Origin of the sequence: Herbaspirillum sp. CF444 (assembly GCF_000282135.1) — a bacterium.
Classification (GTDB): Bacteria; Pseudomonadota; Gammaproteobacteria; order Burkholderiales; family Burkholderiaceae_D; genus Herbaspirillum.
In genome coordinates this window covers 55,726-73,965 of sequence record NZ_AKJW01000022.1, presented here as the reverse complement: position 1 = coordinate 73,965, position 18,240 = coordinate 55,726, and the positions used below count along the sequence as shown (strand labels likewise).

At 61.6% G+C, this 18,240-nt stretch carries 17 protein-coding genes; 11 read left to right on the top strand and 6 right to left on the bottom strand.

Going from position 1 to position 18,240, the window contains the following annotated elements:
• Nucleotides 1-13: 13 nt before the first annotated feature.
• Entirely contained in the window at nt 14-1,552 is a 1,539-nt protein-coding gene (locus PMI16_RS06110; protein WP_007877505.1) for a PAS domain-containing sensor histidine kinase, read from the bottom strand.
• 242 nt (nt 1,553-1,794) lie between these two features.
• Between PMI16_RS06110 and PMI16_RS06105 the strand changes: the two genes are divergently transcribed.
• The 11 genes from PMI16_RS06105 (at nt 1,795) to PMI16_RS06055 (ending at nt 11,617) form a co-directional block, all read left to right on the top strand.
• On the top strand, nt 1,795-2,976 hold the full coding sequence (locus PMI16_RS06105; protein WP_007877504.1) for an acyl-CoA dehydrogenase family protein: 1,182 nt from the start codon (nt 1,795-1,797) through the stop codon (nt 2,974-2,976).
• A gap of 27 nt (nt 2,977-3,003) precedes the next feature.
• Entirely contained in the window at nt 3,004-3,369 is a 366-nt protein-coding gene (locus PMI16_RS06100; protein WP_007877502.1) for a hypothetical protein, read from the top strand.
• Between the two features lies 1 nt (nt 3,370).
• Nucleotides 3,371-4,114 carry an SDR family NAD(P)-dependent oxidoreductase gene (locus PMI16_RS06095; protein WP_007877500.1) on the top strand — a complete coding sequence of 248 codons (744 nt, stop codon included), beginning with the start codon at nt 3,371-3,373 and terminating at the stop codon, nt 4,112-4,114.
• A gap of 98 nt (nt 4,115-4,212) precedes the next feature.
• Nucleotides 4,213-5,364 carry an ABC transporter substrate-binding protein gene (locus PMI16_RS06090; RefSeq protein WP_007877498.1) on the top strand — a complete coding sequence of 384 codons (1,152 nt, stop codon included), beginning with the start codon at nt 4,213-4,215 and terminating at the stop codon, nt 5,362-5,364.
• Between the two features lie 118 nt (nt 5,365-5,482).
• Nucleotides 5,483-6,517: a branched-chain amino acid ABC transporter permease gene (locus PMI16_RS06085; protein WP_007877496.1), complete on the top strand. Its 1,035-nt coding sequence runs from the start codon at nt 5,483-5,485 to the stop codon at nt 6,515-6,517.
• Between the two features lie 56 nt (nt 6,518-6,573).
• Nucleotides 6,574-8,403: a branched-chain amino acid ABC transporter ATP-binding protein/permease gene (locus PMI16_RS06080; RefSeq protein WP_443134887.1), complete on the top strand. Its 1,830-nt coding sequence runs from the start codon at nt 6,574-6,576 to the stop codon at nt 8,401-8,403.
• Nucleotides 8,393-9,142, top strand: coding sequence for an ABC transporter ATP-binding protein (locus PMI16_RS06075; protein WP_007877494.1), 750 nt, complete (start codon nt 8,393-8,395; stop codon nt 9,140-9,142). Before PMI16_RS06080 ends, PMI16_RS06075 begins: the two co-directional genes overlap by 11 nt.
• Nucleotides 9,143-9,174: 32 nt before the next feature.
• A complete protein-coding gene (locus tag PMI16_RS06070; protein WP_007877492.1) occupies nt 9,175-10,170 on the top strand; it encodes a ketopantoate reductase family protein in 996 nt (331 codons plus the stop codon).
• A 74-nt stretch (nt 10,171-10,244) separates the two neighbouring features.
• Nucleotides 10,245-11,018: a class II aldolase/adducin family protein gene (locus PMI16_RS06065; RefSeq protein ID WP_007877489.1), complete on the top strand. Its 774-nt coding sequence runs from the start codon at nt 10,245-10,247 to the stop codon at nt 11,016-11,018.
• A gap of 73 nt (nt 11,019-11,091) precedes the next feature.
• Entirely contained in the window at nt 11,092-11,298 is a 207-nt protein-coding gene (locus PMI16_RS06060; RefSeq protein WP_007877487.1) for a tautomerase family protein, read from the top strand.
• Between the two features lie 10 nt (nt 11,299-11,308).
• Entirely contained in the window at nt 11,309-11,617 is a 309-nt protein-coding gene (locus PMI16_RS06055; protein WP_337469468.1) for a tautomerase family protein, read from the top strand.
• A 54-nt stretch (nt 11,618-11,671) separates the two neighbouring features.
• On the opposite strand, the gene PMI16_RS06050 is transcribed toward PMI16_RS06055, so the two are convergent.
• The 5 genes from PMI16_RS06050 to PMI16_RS06030 all read right to left on the bottom strand — a co-directional run bounded on the left by PMI16_RS06050 (nt 11,672) and on the right by PMI16_RS06030 (nt 18,205).
• A complete protein-coding gene (locus PMI16_RS06050; protein WP_007877484.1) occupies nt 11,672-12,043 on the bottom strand; it encodes a c-type cytochrome in 372 nt (123 codons plus the stop codon).
• Nucleotides 12,044-12,090: 47 nt separating this feature from the next.
• On the bottom strand, nt 12,091-13,851 hold the full coding sequence (locus PMI16_RS06045) for a GMC family oxidoreductase (protein WP_007877482.1): 1,761 nt from the start codon (nt 13,849-13,851) through the stop codon (nt 12,091-12,093).
• A gap of 9 nt (nt 13,852-13,860) precedes the next feature.
• Nucleotides 13,861-14,622 carry a gluconate 2-dehydrogenase subunit 3 family protein gene (locus tag PMI16_RS06040; RefSeq protein ID WP_007877480.1) on the bottom strand — a complete coding sequence of 254 codons (762 nt, stop codon included), beginning with the start codon at nt 14,620-14,622 and terminating at the stop codon, nt 13,861-13,863.
• A 217-nt stretch (nt 14,623-14,839) separates the two neighbouring features.
• A complete protein-coding gene (locus tag PMI16_RS06035) occupies nt 14,840-16,579 on the bottom strand; it encodes a methyl-accepting chemotaxis protein (protein WP_007877476.1) in 1,740 nt (579 codons plus the stop codon).
• A 489-nt stretch (nt 16,580-17,068) separates the two neighbouring features.
• Complete coding sequence (locus PMI16_RS06030) at nt 17,069-18,205, bottom strand: C45 family autoproteolytic acyltransferase/hydolase (protein WP_007877472.1); 1,137 nt, start codon at nt 18,203-18,205, stop codon at nt 17,069-17,071.
• Nucleotides 18,206-18,240 lie beyond the last annotated feature (35 nt).

The window sequence follows — 18,240 nt, the reverse complement described above, 5'->3', positions numbered from 1 at the left end:
TGAAAATTATTTTCTAATTGTCGTTTTTCACCAACGGCAACGCGAAGCAAAAACTGGTGCCGCGCGGCTCCGCAGGTTGCGCCCAGATATCGCCGCGATGCCGCGCGATGATATTTTTGCAGAGCGCCAGGCCGATACCATTGCCGCTCACCTTCGACGAGAAGAAACCGTCGAACAGGCGCTCGCGATGCCCCGCCTCCAGTCCGCCGCCATGATCGGTCACGCGAACCAGCGCCGTATTGCCGGCTTGTTCGCTGCTGATGCGGATGCTGCGCAACGCCACCGGGAAGCGGCTCATTTCTTCAATTGCATTGAACGCCAGGTTCAGGATCACCTGGCCGATCAGCACCTTTTCGCAGCTCACCATGAGTTTGTCGGCGGACGGCGCCAGCTCCAGCCTGACCTGGCTTTCCGCGGCTTTCAGTTCGATGAAGTAACGCACCTCATTGAGGGTTTCATTGAGGTTGACCAGGGTTTCGGTCTGTTCCAGCTTGACCACGTACTCGCGCACGCTCTTGATGATGGCGGCGGCGTGGTCGACCTGGCGGCCGGCGTTGCCGAGTCCCCATAAAACGCTTTCCCGCTCGATGTCCTCGCTGTTCAGCCGCAGCATCGCACCTTCGAGGAAATTGCGGATCGCCGCCAGCGGCTGGCTCAGTTCATGCGCGATGGCGGTCGCCATTTCGCCCATGGCGTTGTGACGCGCGAGGTATTCCAGCGCCGCCTGGTTGCGCCGTCGCGCATCTTCCGCTTCGACCTGATCGGTGACGTCGCGGAAATGCAGCAAGTGTCCCTTGAGGTCGTTTTCGATTTCGATATAACGGCAGGACGCCTGATGCCAGCGTCGCTGGCCGTTCTTGAGGACGATCTGGTAACGGATCGGGAACGAGATGGCGTCCGGCAACGCCAGCGTCAGCAGTTCCAGCAATTCGTCGCGCGACGCCGGTTCGCACAGGTCGCTGAAGCTGGCGGGCGTCTGCTGGCCCGGGCGCACGCCCAGCAACTTGCGCCCGGCGTCGCTGACGTATTCGATGCCGCCGTCGCCGCGCAGCACCGCCACGCCTTCGTCGGAGTCTTGCATGAATTCCTTGAGGCGGCTTTCCAGGCGCTTCATCTCGCGCTTGATCTGTTCTTCGCGCGCGATGTCGCGGAACTGCACCATGATGACGTCCTGATGCGCCAGCTTGACCAGCGTCGCGGTCGCTTCCGAGAGTATCTCTTCGCCGTTCTTGGCGCGATAGCACCATTCAATCACATTGCTCCCATGCAGCACCGCGCCGTGCAGCCATTGCCGTCCGATCTCGCGGCGATACTCGTGCGAGTGCCGGCTCATGTCGGGCGCCTTCAGCGGCAGCAGTTCTTCCAGCGTGAAGCCGAGCACCGAACAAGCCGAGGGATTGGCCCACAGTATCGATTTGGATTCGGCGTCATGCAGGATGATGCACATCGTCAACGCATCCATCATGCGTTTGAAATCTTCGAGTTCGAAGGCGGCGTGCATTTCACGGGCGCCGTCGGCGCGGTCCGCGGGGCTGGGTGTGTCGATGGGCATGGCGGCAGTCGGATTGAACAAGGCAAATTGATTATAGTCCGCGCCGGCGCCGTTCCCGGGAGCAGCTGGCGATGTTGTCCGATGTTGCCATTCTGCCTAGGGGATTTCTTTAGCGGCCTGACTGTAACTACCTAAAAATCCCCCAATCGTCCCGATTGAACCGGGCAAGCGCGATGCCTACACTCGATTCCAGGTTGGCCGGCTTTGTTTGCGGCCACATGCAACACACTCTGGAGAATCGAATGTCCCGATCAGAAACCATGGAAGCATCTGCGGCCGCTGTGCAGAAAGAGGAAGGCGCAAAGGAAAATGGCATGACGCAACTGTTCAGTGAAATCCGCGAGCGCCGCGACGAGTTCGGTCGCCTGCGTCATGTGCCGAAAGAATTCATCGCCCGGCTCAAGAAACTGGGCGTCTATCGCGCCGCGACGCCGGCCTGCTTCGGCGGATCCGGCCTGGCGCCCGCGGCCTTTCTGCAACTGATAGAAAAAATCTCCGAAGCCGACGGCTCGGTCGGCTGGGTCGCCAGCTTCGGTTCGGCATCGGTGTACCTGGCGGCGTTGCCGAAATCCACGCAAGCCAAGCTGTATGCCGAGTCGCCCGACCTGGTCTTCGCCGGCGGCCTGTTCCCGATCCAGCCCGCCGTGCAAGTCGACGGCGGCTGGACCGTCAACGGCACCTGGAAATTCGCCAGCGGCTGCAAGGGCGCCGACATGCTCGGCGTCGGCATCGGTGCGACGGTGCCAGGCCAGGCCGGTTCCAAACCGCGTACCGCGGTGCTGCCGCCGAGCCAGGTCGAGATCGTCGAGAACTGGGATGTCATGGGTCTGTCCGGCACCGGCAGCCATGACTTGCGCGTGACGCAGCAATTCGTCGCCGACGAGTGGACGTTCATCCGTGGCGGCGCACCGACCATCGACGAGCCGCTGTATCGCTATCCGACCATCGCCTATGCCGCGCAAGTGCTCGGCGTGGTCAACCTCGGCATCGCCCGCGCCGCCATCGACGAGATCGCCAACATGGCCGGCGGCCGCGTCGCCATCACCGGCGCGCCGAAACTGGCGGATCGTTCCTATGTCCGCATCGAGGTGGCCAAGGCCGAGGCGCAATTGCGTTCCGCGCGGGCCTTTTTGTACGACACCACCGACGACGTCTGGCAATCGATCCTGGCCGGCAATCCGGTCACGCCGGAACAAGTCAGCCTGCTGCGCCTGACCGCCGTGGAAGTGGCGCGCGTGGGCAATGAAATCGTGCAAGGCATGTTCAGCCTGGCCGGCACCACCGCCATTTATCTGCACCACCCGTTGCAGCGCTATCTGCGCGATGCCGCCGTGGTCAAGCAACACGCCTTCCTCGGCGAAGGCATCTACGACGGTGCCGGCGCAGTGGCGCTGGGCGTGCCGCCGATGCCGGGTTTCCTGTAATCGCATTGCAATTTTCTGGAGAAGAACATGACACAAATCGTCGATAAAGATCCCTTGCGCGTCCTCTTTTGCGTCGGCGTGACGCAAAACTTTTTTGACTTGCCGGCCAGCCAGACCGGCGCCGTCTGGAAAGCCTATGGCGAAATGATGACGGCATTGAATGAAATGCCGGGCGTCAAGGTCATCGGCACCATGGATGACGACCGCACCATGGTCGGCGCATCCGAATCCTGGCCGTGGACTTTCTACATCATGGCCGACGTGGTCGATCTAGACACCGTCGTGGCCGGCTGCAACTTGTTCCGCACCACCATGATCGGCGAAGAGCGCCTGTGGAAATACGGGCGCATCGAAGCACGCATCGGCCGCGCCCTGATCATCCAGGGCAGCTGAGATGAACCAAAAGATTGCACTGGTCAGCGGCGCGGCGCGCGGCCTCGGCGAAAAGATCGCGCGCAAGCTGCATGCAGCCGGCTACAAGGTCGCGCTCGCCGACATCGACCTCGAACACGCGACCACCGTCGCCGCCAGCCTCGACGCCAGCGGCGACACCGCGCTGGCGCTGGCGCTCGATGTACGCCGCAAGCAAGACTTCATCGCCGCTTGCGACGTGTTGGAATTGCGCTGGGGCGGTGCTACGGTGCTCGTCAACAATGCCGGTCAATCGCGCGTAGCGGCATTGATGGACATTTCGCCGGAAGAATTCGACGACGTGGTCGCCATCAATCTCAAGGGCACGTTTCTTGCCTGCCAGGTATTCGGAAAACGTTTTGCCGAACGCGGTTATGGACGCATCGTCAACATCGCCTCGCTTGCGGGCCAGACCGGCGGCACCGCCACCGGCGCGCACTATGCGGCAGCCAAGGGCGGCGTGCTGACGCTGACCAAAGTGTTTGCGCGCGAGCTGGCCGCCAACGGCGTGACGGTCAATGCGATTTCACCGGGACCGCTGGACCTGCCCATCGTGCACGAATCGGTGCCGGCCGAAAAGCTGCAAGCCATCACCCAGACCATTCCCACGCGTTCGCTGGGCAACGCCGATTTCATCGCGGATGCGGTGCTGCTGCTGGCATCGCCGGACGCCGGTTCGGCCACCGGCGCCTGCCTCGATATCAATGGCGGCTTGTTCATGCGTTGAAAGGAACGGCGGCGCTGTTTTTCATTGCAGGAAGATATTCGCATTTGCTCGACAAGCAGCTTCAAGAACTGACTCATTCATCCAGGGAGAATATTAATATGTTGCTCAAACGTCTGATTGCCGCTGCGCTGGCGCTGACCTCCGTCGCCGTTGCCGCGGTCGCGCACGCGCAGGTCAAGATCGGTGTCGTGACCTCGTCGACCGGTCCGATTTCGCTGGTCGGCATCCCGCAAAAAAATACCGTGCCGCTGTTGCCGACAAAAATCGGCGACCTGAGTATTGAATATATCTCGCTCGATGACGGCAGCGACCCGAGCCGTTCGGTCACCGAAGTGAAGAAGCTCATCTCCGAATACAACGTCGACGCCATCATCGGGCCCAGCGGTTCGCCCAACTCGGTCGGCGTGATTCCGTTCGTGGCCGAAGCCGGCGTGCCGATGCTGGCGCCGGTCGGCACCGCGGCCGTGGTGTTGCCGATGACCGAGCAAAAAAAATGGGTCTTCAAGACCACCCAGAACGATGACCTGATCGCCAAGGCGTTGATCGAACAAATGGTCAAGGCAAAAATCAAGACCATCGGTTTCATCGCCATCAATGATCCCTACGGCGAAAACTGGAGCCGCGTATTCGGCGACCTCGCCGCCAGGAACAATATCAGGATCGTCGCCAATGAACGCTATCAGCGCACCGACACCTCGGTGACGGCGCAGACCCTCAAGGTCATGGCGGCCAATCCGGACGCGGTGCTGGTGGCCGCGCCGGGCGGCGCCACCGTGTTGCCGCAAACCACGCTGGCCGACATGGGCTACAAGGGCCAGATGTACCAGACCCACGGGGCGGCGCTGCCGGCTTTCCTGCAACTGGGAAAGAAGAAAGTCGACGGCACCATCCTCGCCGCCAGCCTGATGCTGGTGCTGCCTGAAATCGCCGACAGCAATCCGTCGAAAAAAATCGCGCAGGACTACATCGCCGCCTATACCAAGATGTACGGCAGCGCTCCGGCCACCTTTGGCGCCAATGTGTACGACGCCGGCCTGCTGCTGCAACGGGCAATTCCGACTGCCGCCAGGAAAGCCAAACCAGGCACCAGGGAATTCCGCGCGGCGCTGCGCGATGCGCTGGAGAGCACCAAGGAGCTGGTCGCCACCCAGGGCGTCTACAACATGACGGCGGCAGACCATAGCGGTTTCGACGAACGCGGTCGCGAACTGATACAGGTCAGGAACGGCAACTGGACGCTGCTGAAATAAGCACGCAGAGTGCAGGAAAACCGGCTGCATCGGCGCGATGCGGCCGGCCCCAGATGACAGGCACTTGCTCCGGCAGCGCATGCAAGCGCGCGGCGGCAAGCCCAAGAAGGACACTGTAATGAATCTTCAAATCGTGGCGCTGTTGGGACAAGACGGCATCACCAATGGCGCAATCTATGCGCTGCTGGCCTTGTCCATCGTGCTGGTGTTTACCGTCACGCGCATCTTGCTGATTCCGCAGGGCGAGTTCGTCGCCTTCGGCGCGCTGACCATGAGCGTCATCCAGAACGGCCAACGCCTCTGGGTGGTGTGGCTGCTGGTCGCCCTGTGCGTCGCCGCGGCGCTGATGGACGTGGTCGACATGCTGCGCCGGAAGCGCAGCCGGCCCTCGATGTGGCTGCCGGCCAAACTGCTCTACGCCGGCGTGATGGCATGGCTGGCTTTCAGCCTGCCGCTGGCGAGTCTGCCGATGCTGTTGCAAGTCATCCTGACGCTGGCCTTGCTGGTGCCGACCGGGCCGTTGATGTATCGGCTGGTGTTTCAGCCGATTGCCGGCGCCACGCCGCTGGTGCTGCTGATCGTGTCGATTGCCCTGCACGTGGCGCTGGTCGGCGTCGGCCTGCTGGTGTTCGGTCCCGATGGCGCCCGCACCGCGCCGTTCACCGACAGCAATCCGTCGCTCGGCTCGTTCAACCTGAATAGCCAGGCGCTGTGGGTGATCGGCGTGTCGATCGGCCTGATCGTCGCGCTATACCAGATGTTCGAACGCACGCTCTACGGCAAGGCCTTGCGCGCCGCCGCCATGAACCGCATGGGCGCGCGCCTGATGGGCATTTCGCCGGTGTTCGCCGGCAAGGCCATGTTCTTCCTGGCGGCGCTGATCGGCGTCATGTCCGGCATCCTGATCGCGCCGATCACGACCATTTATTACGACTCCGGATTCCTGATCAGCCTCAAGGGCTTTGTCGGCGCGATTATCGGCGGCCTGGTCAGTTATCCGGTGGCGGCGATCGGCGCCGTGTTCGTCGGCCTGATCGAATCGTTTTCCACCTTCTGGGCCAGTGCCTATAAAGAGATCATTGTGTTTGTATTGATTATTCCGGTGTTGCTGTGGCGTTCGCTGACCAGCCGTCATGTGGAGGATGAAGAGTGAAGCGCGATCTTTCCGGTTCTTCGGTAAACGCCGGCGACGCCAATGCCGCCGCGCGCGTGCCTTCTTCCGTCTTGCCGCTGTCGGTGCATGCAGGCGTGCTGGCATTCGTCGCGTTGCTGGCGGTGGCGCCGTTCGTATTGAGTTCGTTCTATATCACCATGCTCAACAACATCGGCCTGAGCTCGCTGGTGGTGTTGGGACTGGTGCTGCTCACCGGTGTCGCCGGACTGACCAGTTTCGGCCAGGCCGCGTTTGTCGGCCTGGGCGCCTACATCTCCGCGGCGCTGAGCACCGGCGTGGTGGCGTTGCCGGCTGCGCTGGGGTGGATGCATTCGCCCTGGGCGGCCTTGTGCATCGCCCTGGCCTGTACCGCGTTGCTGGCCTTGCTGCTGGGCAGCCTGACGCTCAAGCTGTCGGGCCATTACCTGCCGCTGGGCACCATCGCCTGGGGCATCAGCCTGTATTTCATCTTCGGCACGCTGCAAAGCATGGGCGGCCAGACCGGCATGTCCGGCATTCCGCCGATCAAGTTGTTCGGCCTGGCGCTGGGCAGCGACAGGTTGATTTACGGCCTGATCTGGCTGGCCGTGATCGCCTGTGCCTACGCGCTCATCAACTTGCTCGATTCGCGCGAAGGTCGCGCCATCCGTGCCTTGAAGGGCGGCATCGTGATGGCCGAAGCGATGGGCATCGACACGGCGCGTTCGCGCATCGTGATCTTCGTCATCGCCGCCTTGCTGGCGAGCTTGTCGGGCTGGTTGTACGTACACATGCAACGCTTCGTCAATCCCTCGCCGTTCGGCCTGCAATTCGGCATCGACTACCTGTTCATGGCGGTGCTCGGGGGCGCCAGCCATGTCTGGGGCGCGGTGCTCGGCGCCGGCGTGATCGTGGTGCTGAAAGAATGGTTGCAAGGCATCTTGCCGGCACTATTGGGACGCAGCGGCAACTTTGAAAGCATCGTGTTCGGTCTGTTGATGGTGGTCATGCTGCAGCGTTCGCGCGACGGTATCTGGCCTTGCTTCGCTGCGCTGTTTTCCAGGTTCATGCCGGTACGCGGCCGGCAACGCAAGCTCGACCTGCAGGCGCCGCCGCTGGCGCGCCGCGACATGCCGAATCCCGACGAAGTGGTGCTCGATGTGCGCGATGTGACGCGTCGTTTCGGCGGCCTGGTCGCCAACAACCGGATGAATCTGAAAGTGCTGAGCGGCGAAGTGCTGGCGCTGATCGGCCCGAACGGCGCCGGCAAATCGACGCTGTTCAATCAGATTTCCGGCGTCGACACGCCGACCTCGGGCACCGTGTTGTTCCGCGGCCATGACGTCACCGGCAAGGGCTCGCGCCATATCGCCGCGCTCGGCATGAGCCGCAGCTTCCAGCATGTGCGTTTGCTGCCGGGCATGACGGTGCTGGAGAACGTCGCCATCGGTGCGCACATGCGCGGCAAGCGTGGCGTGCTGTCGGCGATGTTGCGCCTGGATCGCGACGAAGAAACGCGTTTGCTGGCCGAAGCCGCACGCCAGATCGAACGCGTCGGCCTCAAGGAACAGATGTTCGAAGCGGCCGGTTCACTGTCGCTGGGACAACAACGGATACTCGAAATCGCCCGCGCGCTGGCAGCCGATCCCTGCCTGCTGTTGCTGGACGAGCCGGCCGCCGGCCTGCGTCTGGGCGAGAAGCAGGCGCTCGGCGAACTGCTGCGCAAGCTGCGCGCCGAAGGCATGGCGATCTTGCTGGTGGAACACGATATGGATTTCGTCATGGAGCTGGTCGATCGCATCGTCGTCATGGATTTCGGCACCCATATCGCCGAGGGCTTGCCGGAGGAAATTCAAAACAACCCAGCCGTGCTGGAAGCCTACCTGGGAGCGAGCGATGACCAATAAGGTGCTGGAAGTGCGCGAACTGAGCGCCGCCTACGGCAAGGTAAACATCCTGGCGGGCATCAACGTCAGCGTGGAAGAGGGCAAGATCGTCACCGTCATCGGTCCCAACGGCGCCGGCAAGACGACCCTGCTGTCGGCCATCATGGGCGTGCTGCCGTCGCAGGGCGCGATGCTGTTCGACGGCGTCATCCGTCATTCGCCGGAAGTCGAACAGATGGTCGCCGCCGGCATGACCCTGGTGCCCGAGAAGCGCGAGCTGTTCAGCGAAATGAACATTGAAGACAATCTGCTGCTTGGCGCGTTTCATCGCCATCGCAGCGGCCGGCGCGACTACCGCGACACGCTCGAAGAGGTCTACAGCCTGTTTCCGCGCCTGCGCGAACGGCGCACCCAATTGTCCGGCACCTTGTCGGGCGGCGAACGCCAGATGCTGGCCGTCGGCCGCGCACTGATGGCCAAACCGAAACTGCTGATGCTGGACGAACCCAGCCTGGGCCTGGCGCCGCTGATCGTACGAGAAATTTTCCGCATCATCGCCGAGCTGCGTCGCCGCGGCGTGTCCATCCTGCTGGTCGAACAGAATGCGCGCGCCGCCTTGCAGGTAGCGGACTACGGTTACGTGCTGGAGAACGGGGAAATCAGGATGCACGGTCCGGCCGGCCAGCTGGCGCACGACCCGCGCGTGATCGAGGCCTATCTCGGCCTGAGCGGCAAGCATCAGGATCGCCTGGCGGGTTAGGTGCCCGAATTTTTGCAGCAAAGGACAGCAACATGATGACAGCAGACCGCATGCGCATCTGCATCGCCGGCGCCGGCGCCATCGGCGGCACCCTGGCGGTGCGGTTCAGCGCCGCCGGCCACCAGGTCAGCGTGCTGGCGCGCGGCCAGACCTTGCAGGCGATTCGCGCGCAAGGATTGACGCTGCACGACCAGCACGGCGTCACGCAGGCGATGCCGGCCGCCAGCGACCGGCCGGAGTTTGGAGTACAGGACGTGATCTTCGTGTGCGCCAAGAGCCAGGACCTGGCGGCATTGCTGCCGCAACTGGCGCCGCTGATCGGAGAGCAGACCGTGGTGATCCCGACCAACAACGGGGTGCCGTGGTGGTATTTCTATCGCGAAGGCGGCCGCTTCGACGGCGCCCAGGTGCGCGCGGTCGATCCGGACAATCGCATGGCGCAGGCGGTGCCGGGCGACAAGTTGATCGGCAGCGTGCTCTTCATTACCTCCGAGGCGACGGCGCCGGGCGTGATCAAATCGGTCAATCCGCATCTGATCGTGCTCGGCGAACCGTCCGGTGAAATGAGCGAGCGCCTGGCGCGCATCCGCAACGCCATTGAGGGCGCCGGCATCGAGGCGCGCGCCACCGATCGCATCCGCGACAAGCTGTGGACCAAGATCATCGCCAACCTCAGTTCCAACCCGCTTTCGGTCATCACGCAGGCGACCTTGCAACAGTTATACGGCTTGCCGGAACTGCGCGAGGTGGTGATGCAGATCATGCGCGAGACTCTGCTGGTGGCGTCGTCTTACGGCGCGCGCGTGGACATCGATCCGCTCACCTTCGTGCAACTGGGCGAGGCCATGGGGCCGTTCCGCACATCGATGCTGCAAGACCTCGACCGTGGCCGGCCGCTGGAACTGGCGGCCATCGGCGACGCCGTGCTGGAGCTGGCGCAGCGTTTCGACGTGCCGATGCCGATCACGCGCACGGTGATTTCGCTGGCGCGCTTTCGCGGCGAAGCGGCGCGGCAACGTGCTGCCTGAGTTGCAGCCCAGCAGCCCAGCGCCGACGACCGGACATGTCGTCACGACTCTTATCAGGAATCAGGAGCAGAACAATGGAAGCCAAGGAATTCAGTTACGGTGAAAGCAAGCCGGCACAGTGCAGCGACGCCGAATGGGCATTGCGGATACAACTGACGCATTGCTATCGCCTGGTCGATTATCTGGGGTGGACCGAGATGATCTTCAACCACATTTCGGCACGCGTCGCCGGACCGGAGAATCACTATCTGGTCAATCCGTTTGCGCTCAACTACAGCGAAGTGCTGCCTTCCAACCTGCTCAAGGTAGGACTGGACGGCCAGTTGGTCGAGCCTTCCGACTACAAGGCCAACCCGGCCGGCTTTGCGTTGCATAGCGCCATCCATGGCGCGCGCGCGGACCTGCATTGCGTGATCCACACGCACACCACGCCGATTTCGGCGGTGACGATGAAGAAGTCGGGCTTCGAGCACAACGATTTTTACGGCGCGCAGTTGTTCGGTCGCATCGGCTATCACGATTTCGAAGGCATCACGCTGTTTGCGGAAGAAAAAGAACGCATGCTGGCCAGTCTCGGCAGCAAGCATATCCTGGTGTTGCGCAATCATGGCGTGGCCGTGTGCGAGAGCGATATCCAGCGCGCCTTTTTTTTGTTGTGGACTGTGCAGCGCGCCGCCGAAATTCAGTCCGCCGGACGCGCCATGGGCGGCGAAGACGTTCAACTGAGCAACGAGGTGCGGCAGAAATGCGCCGACCTGACCGGCCAGTTGATCCGCAATGACGGCTTTGCCGTGCTGTTCTTCGACGCCATCGTGAGGAAAATGCTCAAGGCGCAGAAGCTGATCTGAGAAGCATGGGAAATATCGGATACGCGTCGGTCAATCGCGAATGCATCACCAATACATCAACGCCGGAGGACCAATGCCTAACATAGAGATGTTTGTCGTAGAAGGACTGAGCGATCAGCAGAAGGAAAAACTGATCGATGCCTTGACGGCCGCGACCGTCGAAGCAATCGATGCGCCTGCCGATTCGATCCGCGTATGGCTGTCCGAAATACCGGCAAAGCAGTTCGGTATTGCAGGCAAGTCGGTGGCCGCCATCGAAGCGGCAAGGAAAAACAAATAGAACGCATTTCATGATTGATGAAATGCGTTCCAAGCAATCCGGCAGCATCGCCAGGACAGGTTGTGCTGAGTTATCGAACGATCTTATCCAGGAGAGCACTATGTCCATCATTCAGGTCTTCTTCATTGCCGGCCGCACCGACGAACAGAAGGAGCGGCTGATCGGCGCATTGACCGATGCCGCCGTCAAGACCATCGGTATCGACCGCAGCGATGTCCGGGTCATTCTCAAAGATATTCCCAATACCGAATACGGCATTGCAGGTAAAACGGCAAAATCATTGGGGCGCGGCACGGGCCGCTCGCCGGCCGGCAGTTGAAACCCGATGGCGCCGGGCCTGCCCGCAACATGCCGGCGGACAGACCCGCGCTGCTTATTTCACCGTATTCAGATACGCAATCAGATCGGCGCGCTGTTTGGCGTCGGCAATGCCGGAGAAGGGCATGAGGTTGCCAGGTACGGCTTTTTGCGGATCGGTGATGTAGGCGTCGAGATTTTTCTCGTCCCATGTCAGATTGGCGCGCTTGAGCGCCGGGCTGTAGCGAAAGCCCGGCGAGGCCGCCGACTTGCGGCCGACGATGCCGAGCAGGCCGGGGCCGACGCCGTTGGCTGCGGTGACTGCATGGCAGGCCGCGCATTGCGCATAAACTTGCTTGCCGGCGTTGACGTCTTGCGCCATTGCCGGCAGCGATGCCGCCGACAACACGATTGCAGCGGCCAGCGCCGCGTGTTGAAAGTACTTCATTTTTAACTCCTCAAAATTGAATACTGCATCAATACATGTTTCTGCGATTACAGCATGCGCGGCCGCTGCACGTAACGCACCAGGTCGTCGCCCAGACGCACCGCCAGCGCCGCCAGCGGACCGGTCGGGTTGTAGCCGGAGTTGTGCTGGAACACCGAGGCGCCGACCACGAACAGGTTCTGCGCATCCCAATGCTGCAAGTGCGGCGAGACGACGCTGTGAGCCGGATCCGAGCCCATCACGGTGCCGCCGGTGATGTGCGTGGTCTGGTAGGCGCGAATGTCGAACGGACTCTTGCGCGGCACCGCAGGGCCGACGATGTCGGCACCCATGGCCTTGGCGATGTCTTCCATCTTTTTGGTGACGTAGGCCGACATTTTGGTTTCGTTGTCGCGCCAGTCGAAGGTCATGCGCACCAGCGGCTGCCCGTAGGCATCCTTGTACACCGGATCGAGGTCGAGGAAGTTTTCCGTGTGCGGATAGCAGCTGCCCTGGATCGACATGCCGAAGGAATGCGCATACCAGTCGACGTTGGCCTGTTTCCACTTGGTGCCCCAGCGCGGCGTGCCCGGCGGCAGGCGGCGTGCGACGATGGGACGACCGCTGAACATGTTGGCGCTGATCATGCCGCCGCCGAGGAAGCCCAGGCCGGTGTGGTCGAAGTTGTCGTTGTTGAAGTCGTCGATCACCGTGCCGGTGCTGCCGGTGGACAGGAAAGGATTGGTCCAGCGATCCTTCATGAAGACGTTCACCGACGAGGTGGTCTGGTAGCAGAAGTTCTTGCCGACCACGCCCTTGCCGGTGACCGGATCATAGGGCGTACCGATCTTGTCGAGCAGCAGCAGCTTGGTGTTGGTCATGGTGAACGCGCCCAGCACCACGACGTCGGCCGGTTGTTCGTACTCCTGGCCGCTGTGCAGGTCGAGATAGCGCACGCCGGTCACGCGTTTGGCCTTCTCGTCGTAGTTCACGCCGAGCACGTGGCTGTTCAGGCGTATTTCAAAACCCTTGCGTTCCTTGAGCATCGGATAGAGCAGCACTTCCGGCGAAGCCTTGGCCTGCGCTTCGCAGATGAAGCGTTCGCAGTGGCCGCAATACTGGCACTGGCCGAGCTTCTGTCCGTCCGGATTGGTGTACACGCCGGAGGAGTTGGCGGCCGGTGTCGGGAACGGATGGTAGCCCAGCTTTTCCGCGGTCTGCCTGAAGATGGAACCGGCTTCGGTGATCTCCAGCGGTTTCTGCGGATACTCGCCGCGGCGCGGCGCTTCGAACGGATTGCCGCCCGCCTGCTTTTTACCGTTGACGTTGCCGGCCTTGCCGGAGATGCCGAACAGCTTCTCGAACAGATCGTGGTAAGGCTCCATCTCCTTGTAAGTGACGCCCCAGTCCTGCAGCGGCATGTTGGCGGGAATCGCCTTGGCGCCGTAACGATTGGTGTAATGCGTGCGCAAGGTCGGGTCGTACTCGGCCCAGCGCCAGGTGTGGCCGTTCCAGTGATTGGCGGCGCCGCCCATGCCTTCGCCGGGCAGGAAGGCTTCCATCCAGCGCACCGGCAGCGAGGTGTCGCTGCGTGAATGGCGCAAGGTATAGGTTTGCACGTTCCATTTTTGCACCAGGCCCTGGCGCACGTCCCAGCGCAATTCGTCGCGTTGCGAAGGCAGCTTGGCTTCGGCGCCGTTGCTGTGATCGCCGCCGCGTTCCAGCACCAGCACGTCGATGCCCTGTGCCGTCAGCTGACGCGAAACCAGGCCCGCAGTGAGCCCGCCGCCGACGATGACGACCGTCCGCTTTTCCAGTTTTTTTATCATGTTGCGTCCTTAGCTGAAGTCGAGGATGGACTTGGGATCTTTCGCGCCCGGGAAGGGTTTGCCGCGATAGTTGACCATGTCCAGCGTATGCGTCGCCGGCAAGCCGGGATAGCCGAGCATTTTCCAGAACACCTTGTTGTTGTTGCCGCCATACAGCGGGTCGGCATAACAGGCTTGCGTGAACAGCGGATACACCAGCTCGTTGAACCAGGATCCCAGCGTGATGTCCTCATCGACGACCTTGCCGTCGGCGATGGCGGCAAGGAAGGCGTCGGCGTCGGCCGGCGCCAACTGATCGAAGGTCTTGCCGAATTTCTTGCTGGCCTGGCGATTGGCGGCTTCCACGCCGGCCTTGAAGAACTGCTCGGGCGTCAGCGGCAACTGCAGGCCGAGTTGCGGTTTGCCTTGCAGCCAGGGACCGCTCATGTAACGGCCTGCGCCTTTGCCGTAAGCGCCGCTCAACTGGCGGTCGATGAAAATCGCCAGGCCGCAGTCGACGCCGTTGGGCGTGAACTGATCGGCCGGGCACATGACGTTGACCATGGTTTCGACGAAGGCGGCTTCATCGGCGCTGAAGCTTTCGTAGCCGATCAGTCCCGGCGATGGCGCCGCTGCGGGTGCATCGGCTGCGCCCGCGTTGGTGGCCGCAATCGCCGCGCCGGCTCCGGCGCCGACGGCCAGTGGAGAAGATAGCGATGCAGTGCCCGCGACGGTAATGACCTGTCGCAGAAAATGCCGCCGTGGTGGTGGTTGGGTGGTGTCGTCACTCATCTGTGCCTCCTTGTGTAAGTGGGTGAGATTTGGTGTGCGATCGCAAAGCTGTACTGCCGTCCGTTGTGTTCCGCCGCAACGATGCTACGACTGGACGCAACGCATCAAAACCGAACAGGCATGCGATCGCCGACCGGGGAAACCTTTGCGTTTCTCCGGTCATGATGAAAGTGTTGCGCGGTAAAGCGCGATGGACTGACATGGCACTGGCGCCGGATCAGAATGTCTCCCATTCGTCGTTCGACGATGCCGCGGACGGCTTGCCGATGGCGGGTTTTGCGGCGGCCAGTGCCGGGGAGGATGCCGGAGGCATTTTCAACGGCGTGACGGCTTTCGTGCTGCGCGTCTTGACCGGCACCCTGGCGGTGGGGGAGGAATAAACCGGCGCACCGTACGCTGGAAGATTGCGTTGTTCTTCAATGATCTTGAAGATGGAAACGGCATCCTTCAACGACAGGGCTTGCTGCTCCAGCGACTTCGCCGCGGCGCTCGCCTGTTCGACCAGCGCGGCATTTTGCTGCGTGGCTTCATCCATCTGCGAGACGGCTTGCGACACCTGATTGATGCCGGAACTCTGCTCGCTGGAGGCGGAAGAGATCTCGCTCATGATGTCGGTCACGCGTTGCACGGCGCCGATGATTTCGCTCATGGTCTGGCCTGCCTGGCCCGCCAGCGACGCACCGGTTTGCACGCGATCCACCGACAGCATGATCAGGTCCTTGATTTCCTTGGCGGCGCTGGAGGAGCGTTGCGCCAGGGCGCGCACCTCGCTGGCGACCACCGCGAAGCCGCGGCCTTGTTCGCCGGCGCGGGCCGCTTCCACTGCCGCGTTCAGCGCCAGGATGTTGGTCTGGAACGCGATGCCGTCGATGATGCCGACAATCTCGGTGATCTTGGTGGAGCTGTCGCGGATTTCGTCCATGGTGCTGACCACGCGGCTGACGACATCGTTGCCGGCGCTGGCGATTTGCGAGGCATTGACGGCCAGCGTCGAGGCCTGGCGCGCGTTGTCCGCGTTGTGCTTCACGGTGCTGGTCAGTTCTTCCATGCTGGAAGCGGTTTCTTCCAGCGATGCGGCCTGTTGTTCGGTGCGCGAGGACAGGTCGAGATTGCCGGCGCTGATTTCCTTGGTGGCGGTGGCGATGGCGTCGCTGCCGGTGCGCACCGTGGAAACGGTTTTGGTCAGGTTGTCCTGCATCTTCGACAGGCCGCTCAGCAACTGGCCCATTTCATCGGTCGAATGCACGTGCACGCGATGGGTCAGGTCGCCTTCGGCGATGTCGTCGAAATGCTTGAGCGCCTGTTCGATCGGGCGCGAGATCGCGCGGCGCAGCGAGAACCAGCTGTAGCCCGCCAGCAGCAAGCCGATCGCCACCGCGGCGATGGAAATCATGCGGAAATTTTCATAGCGGTTCAGCGAGTCTTCATAGTTCTGGCGCGCCGCTTCGGTTTCATATTCGTTGAGCAAGGTGCCGCTCTTTTGCATCGCGGTGTAGACCGTGCCGACCACGCGCGCCTTGTCGGAAATCTGCTGGCGGTCGCCGCCCTTGATGGCGTCACGGAATTCATCGATGGCTTTTTCAGTCTTGGTCAGGCCGTCGGTGACTTCCTGTACCAGCTTTTTGGCCTGCTCGCTTTGCGGCAGCGCTGCGTATTTTGCCCACCATTCGAGCGCCTGCTTGCCGACGTCCGCTTCCGTCTTGTACATCTGCTGCGCCCAGGCAGGGTCGGTCGTCAATGCGGCCTGATCCAGCGAGGTGCGCTGGCGACCCACCCACAACAGCGTGTTGTCGGCGGCAACCGTCTTCGGCATGCGCACCTGATATAGCTCGCGATTGATCTTCACGACGGTCGACATGCCGAACAAACCGGTCATGCCGATGGCAAGAAGCAGGACGGAGAGGATCACCATGGCGAGCGCCAGGCGGGACTTGATGGTTAGTGTGAGGGTTTTCATGTTGATGGTCTTTTTTCTTTTGAATTGAGAGCGGCAGTAGTGACGGATGTTGCTGGTGCTGCCGGCTGGGGATGTTTTCCTGGCAAGCCTTTATCAATAAAGAAAATGCATCCGGGCCAAACCGCCTTGTTTCCGTCGTCGATGTGTTTTTAACAATATCAAACGAAGAATTCTTTCCCGACATCAGAAGAAGGCCAACGCATTTTCACAGGGTATTAACGGTTGGAAATATGGTGTTCTGAAGTAATTTTTTTATAAAACACGAAGAATTTACAATTAAGACGTATGCTCCTTCGTATCTTCGATCAAGAGTGCTTTTTGCGCAAACGATGATGTGTTTTCTTCTGATAAATTGCTGACGTGGCGGTCCTGAATTTCTAAGTCTTTCCTCATTGTTTCCTCAGTTATTGCTATGCGATGACACTGCTATCGCATAGCAAAAACAAGATGACAACGCGGCCGTCGATTCACTCGTAGATTAAGCCGGCGCTAAGCGGCCAGCAATACCGGATCATGGTCGAGGCTGTAACGCGTGAACACGCGATTCAATGCCGGCAGCGGCGCCACTTCCATTTCGCGTGCAGCCGGTTCCATGATGACCATCGCCACCGTGGCCGACAGGTTGTCATGGCTGCCCGGACGCGGCGGACGGCATACCGAATAAGGCAGGCCGAAGTTGTCGAAGAAGGCATCCTTCATTTGCCGGCGGCCGAGTGTGGGGCCGGCCGCGTTGAGCAGCTTGCGCACGCGCCAGTCGCGGTAGTGGCTGTCGGGAGAGTTGGCGATACCGAGATCGACCAGCTTGCTCAGCGCGACTTGCGACATCCAGTGGTTCGCATGCACGATCAGGCCGTCCTCGCCCGGATAGATCGGGAAGGATTCATTGGTGGTGCATTCGAAGTCGATGCCGAAGCCTTCGGCCATGCCCAGCATGATGTTGTTGGAGCAAGACTTCGGCGTGGTCGCGACAGTCTTCATCGCCAGCGAGAAAATTTCCTGTTCCAGCACCTTGCGGCGGATCAGCGACAGCGGCACGCCCAGTTGCGTGAAGTCGCGGCTCGATTCCAGATAATTCGCCGTGATGGACACGCCGGCGCTGTTGAAGCCGCTGCGCGCCAATCCGCCCGCTTCGACGAAGGTCAGGAAATCGGGGCCGTTGTCGTTGCGCACGCGCAGCACGATGGAGGTATCGGCGCACTCGGCGCGCCAGTCCCAGTTCTGGCCGTGGATCAGGTTGCCGGTGGCCGAGCGTTCCGGCAGGATCAGCGCGCCGGTGCAGCCGTCGCCGGGTTCTTCGTCGACGGCGGCGACTTTTTCCGCGCGCGCCTTGGCCAGCACTTCGGTGCGGGCGTTGATCATCACGATGTCGGCAAAGTCCACGCTCGCACCTTTGGCGATGCCGCGCATTTCATCGATGTAGTGCGGTGCGTAGTCGCCGATCTGTTTGGCGAAAAAATCGATCAGCTTGTTGCGTGCCTGTTCGCCGTAGCCGATGTTGACGAGCGTCTGGCCGTACAGCGCGATGCTGCCGCGCACGCGCCCGGCAGCCTGCTGGCCGTATTGCACGCCGCGCTCATGCGGCGTGCCGGAGACGGAGATGAAGGGAAATTGCTGAATGGTAGTCATGATGTCGGGCAGTCCTTAATGAAAACAAGCGGAAA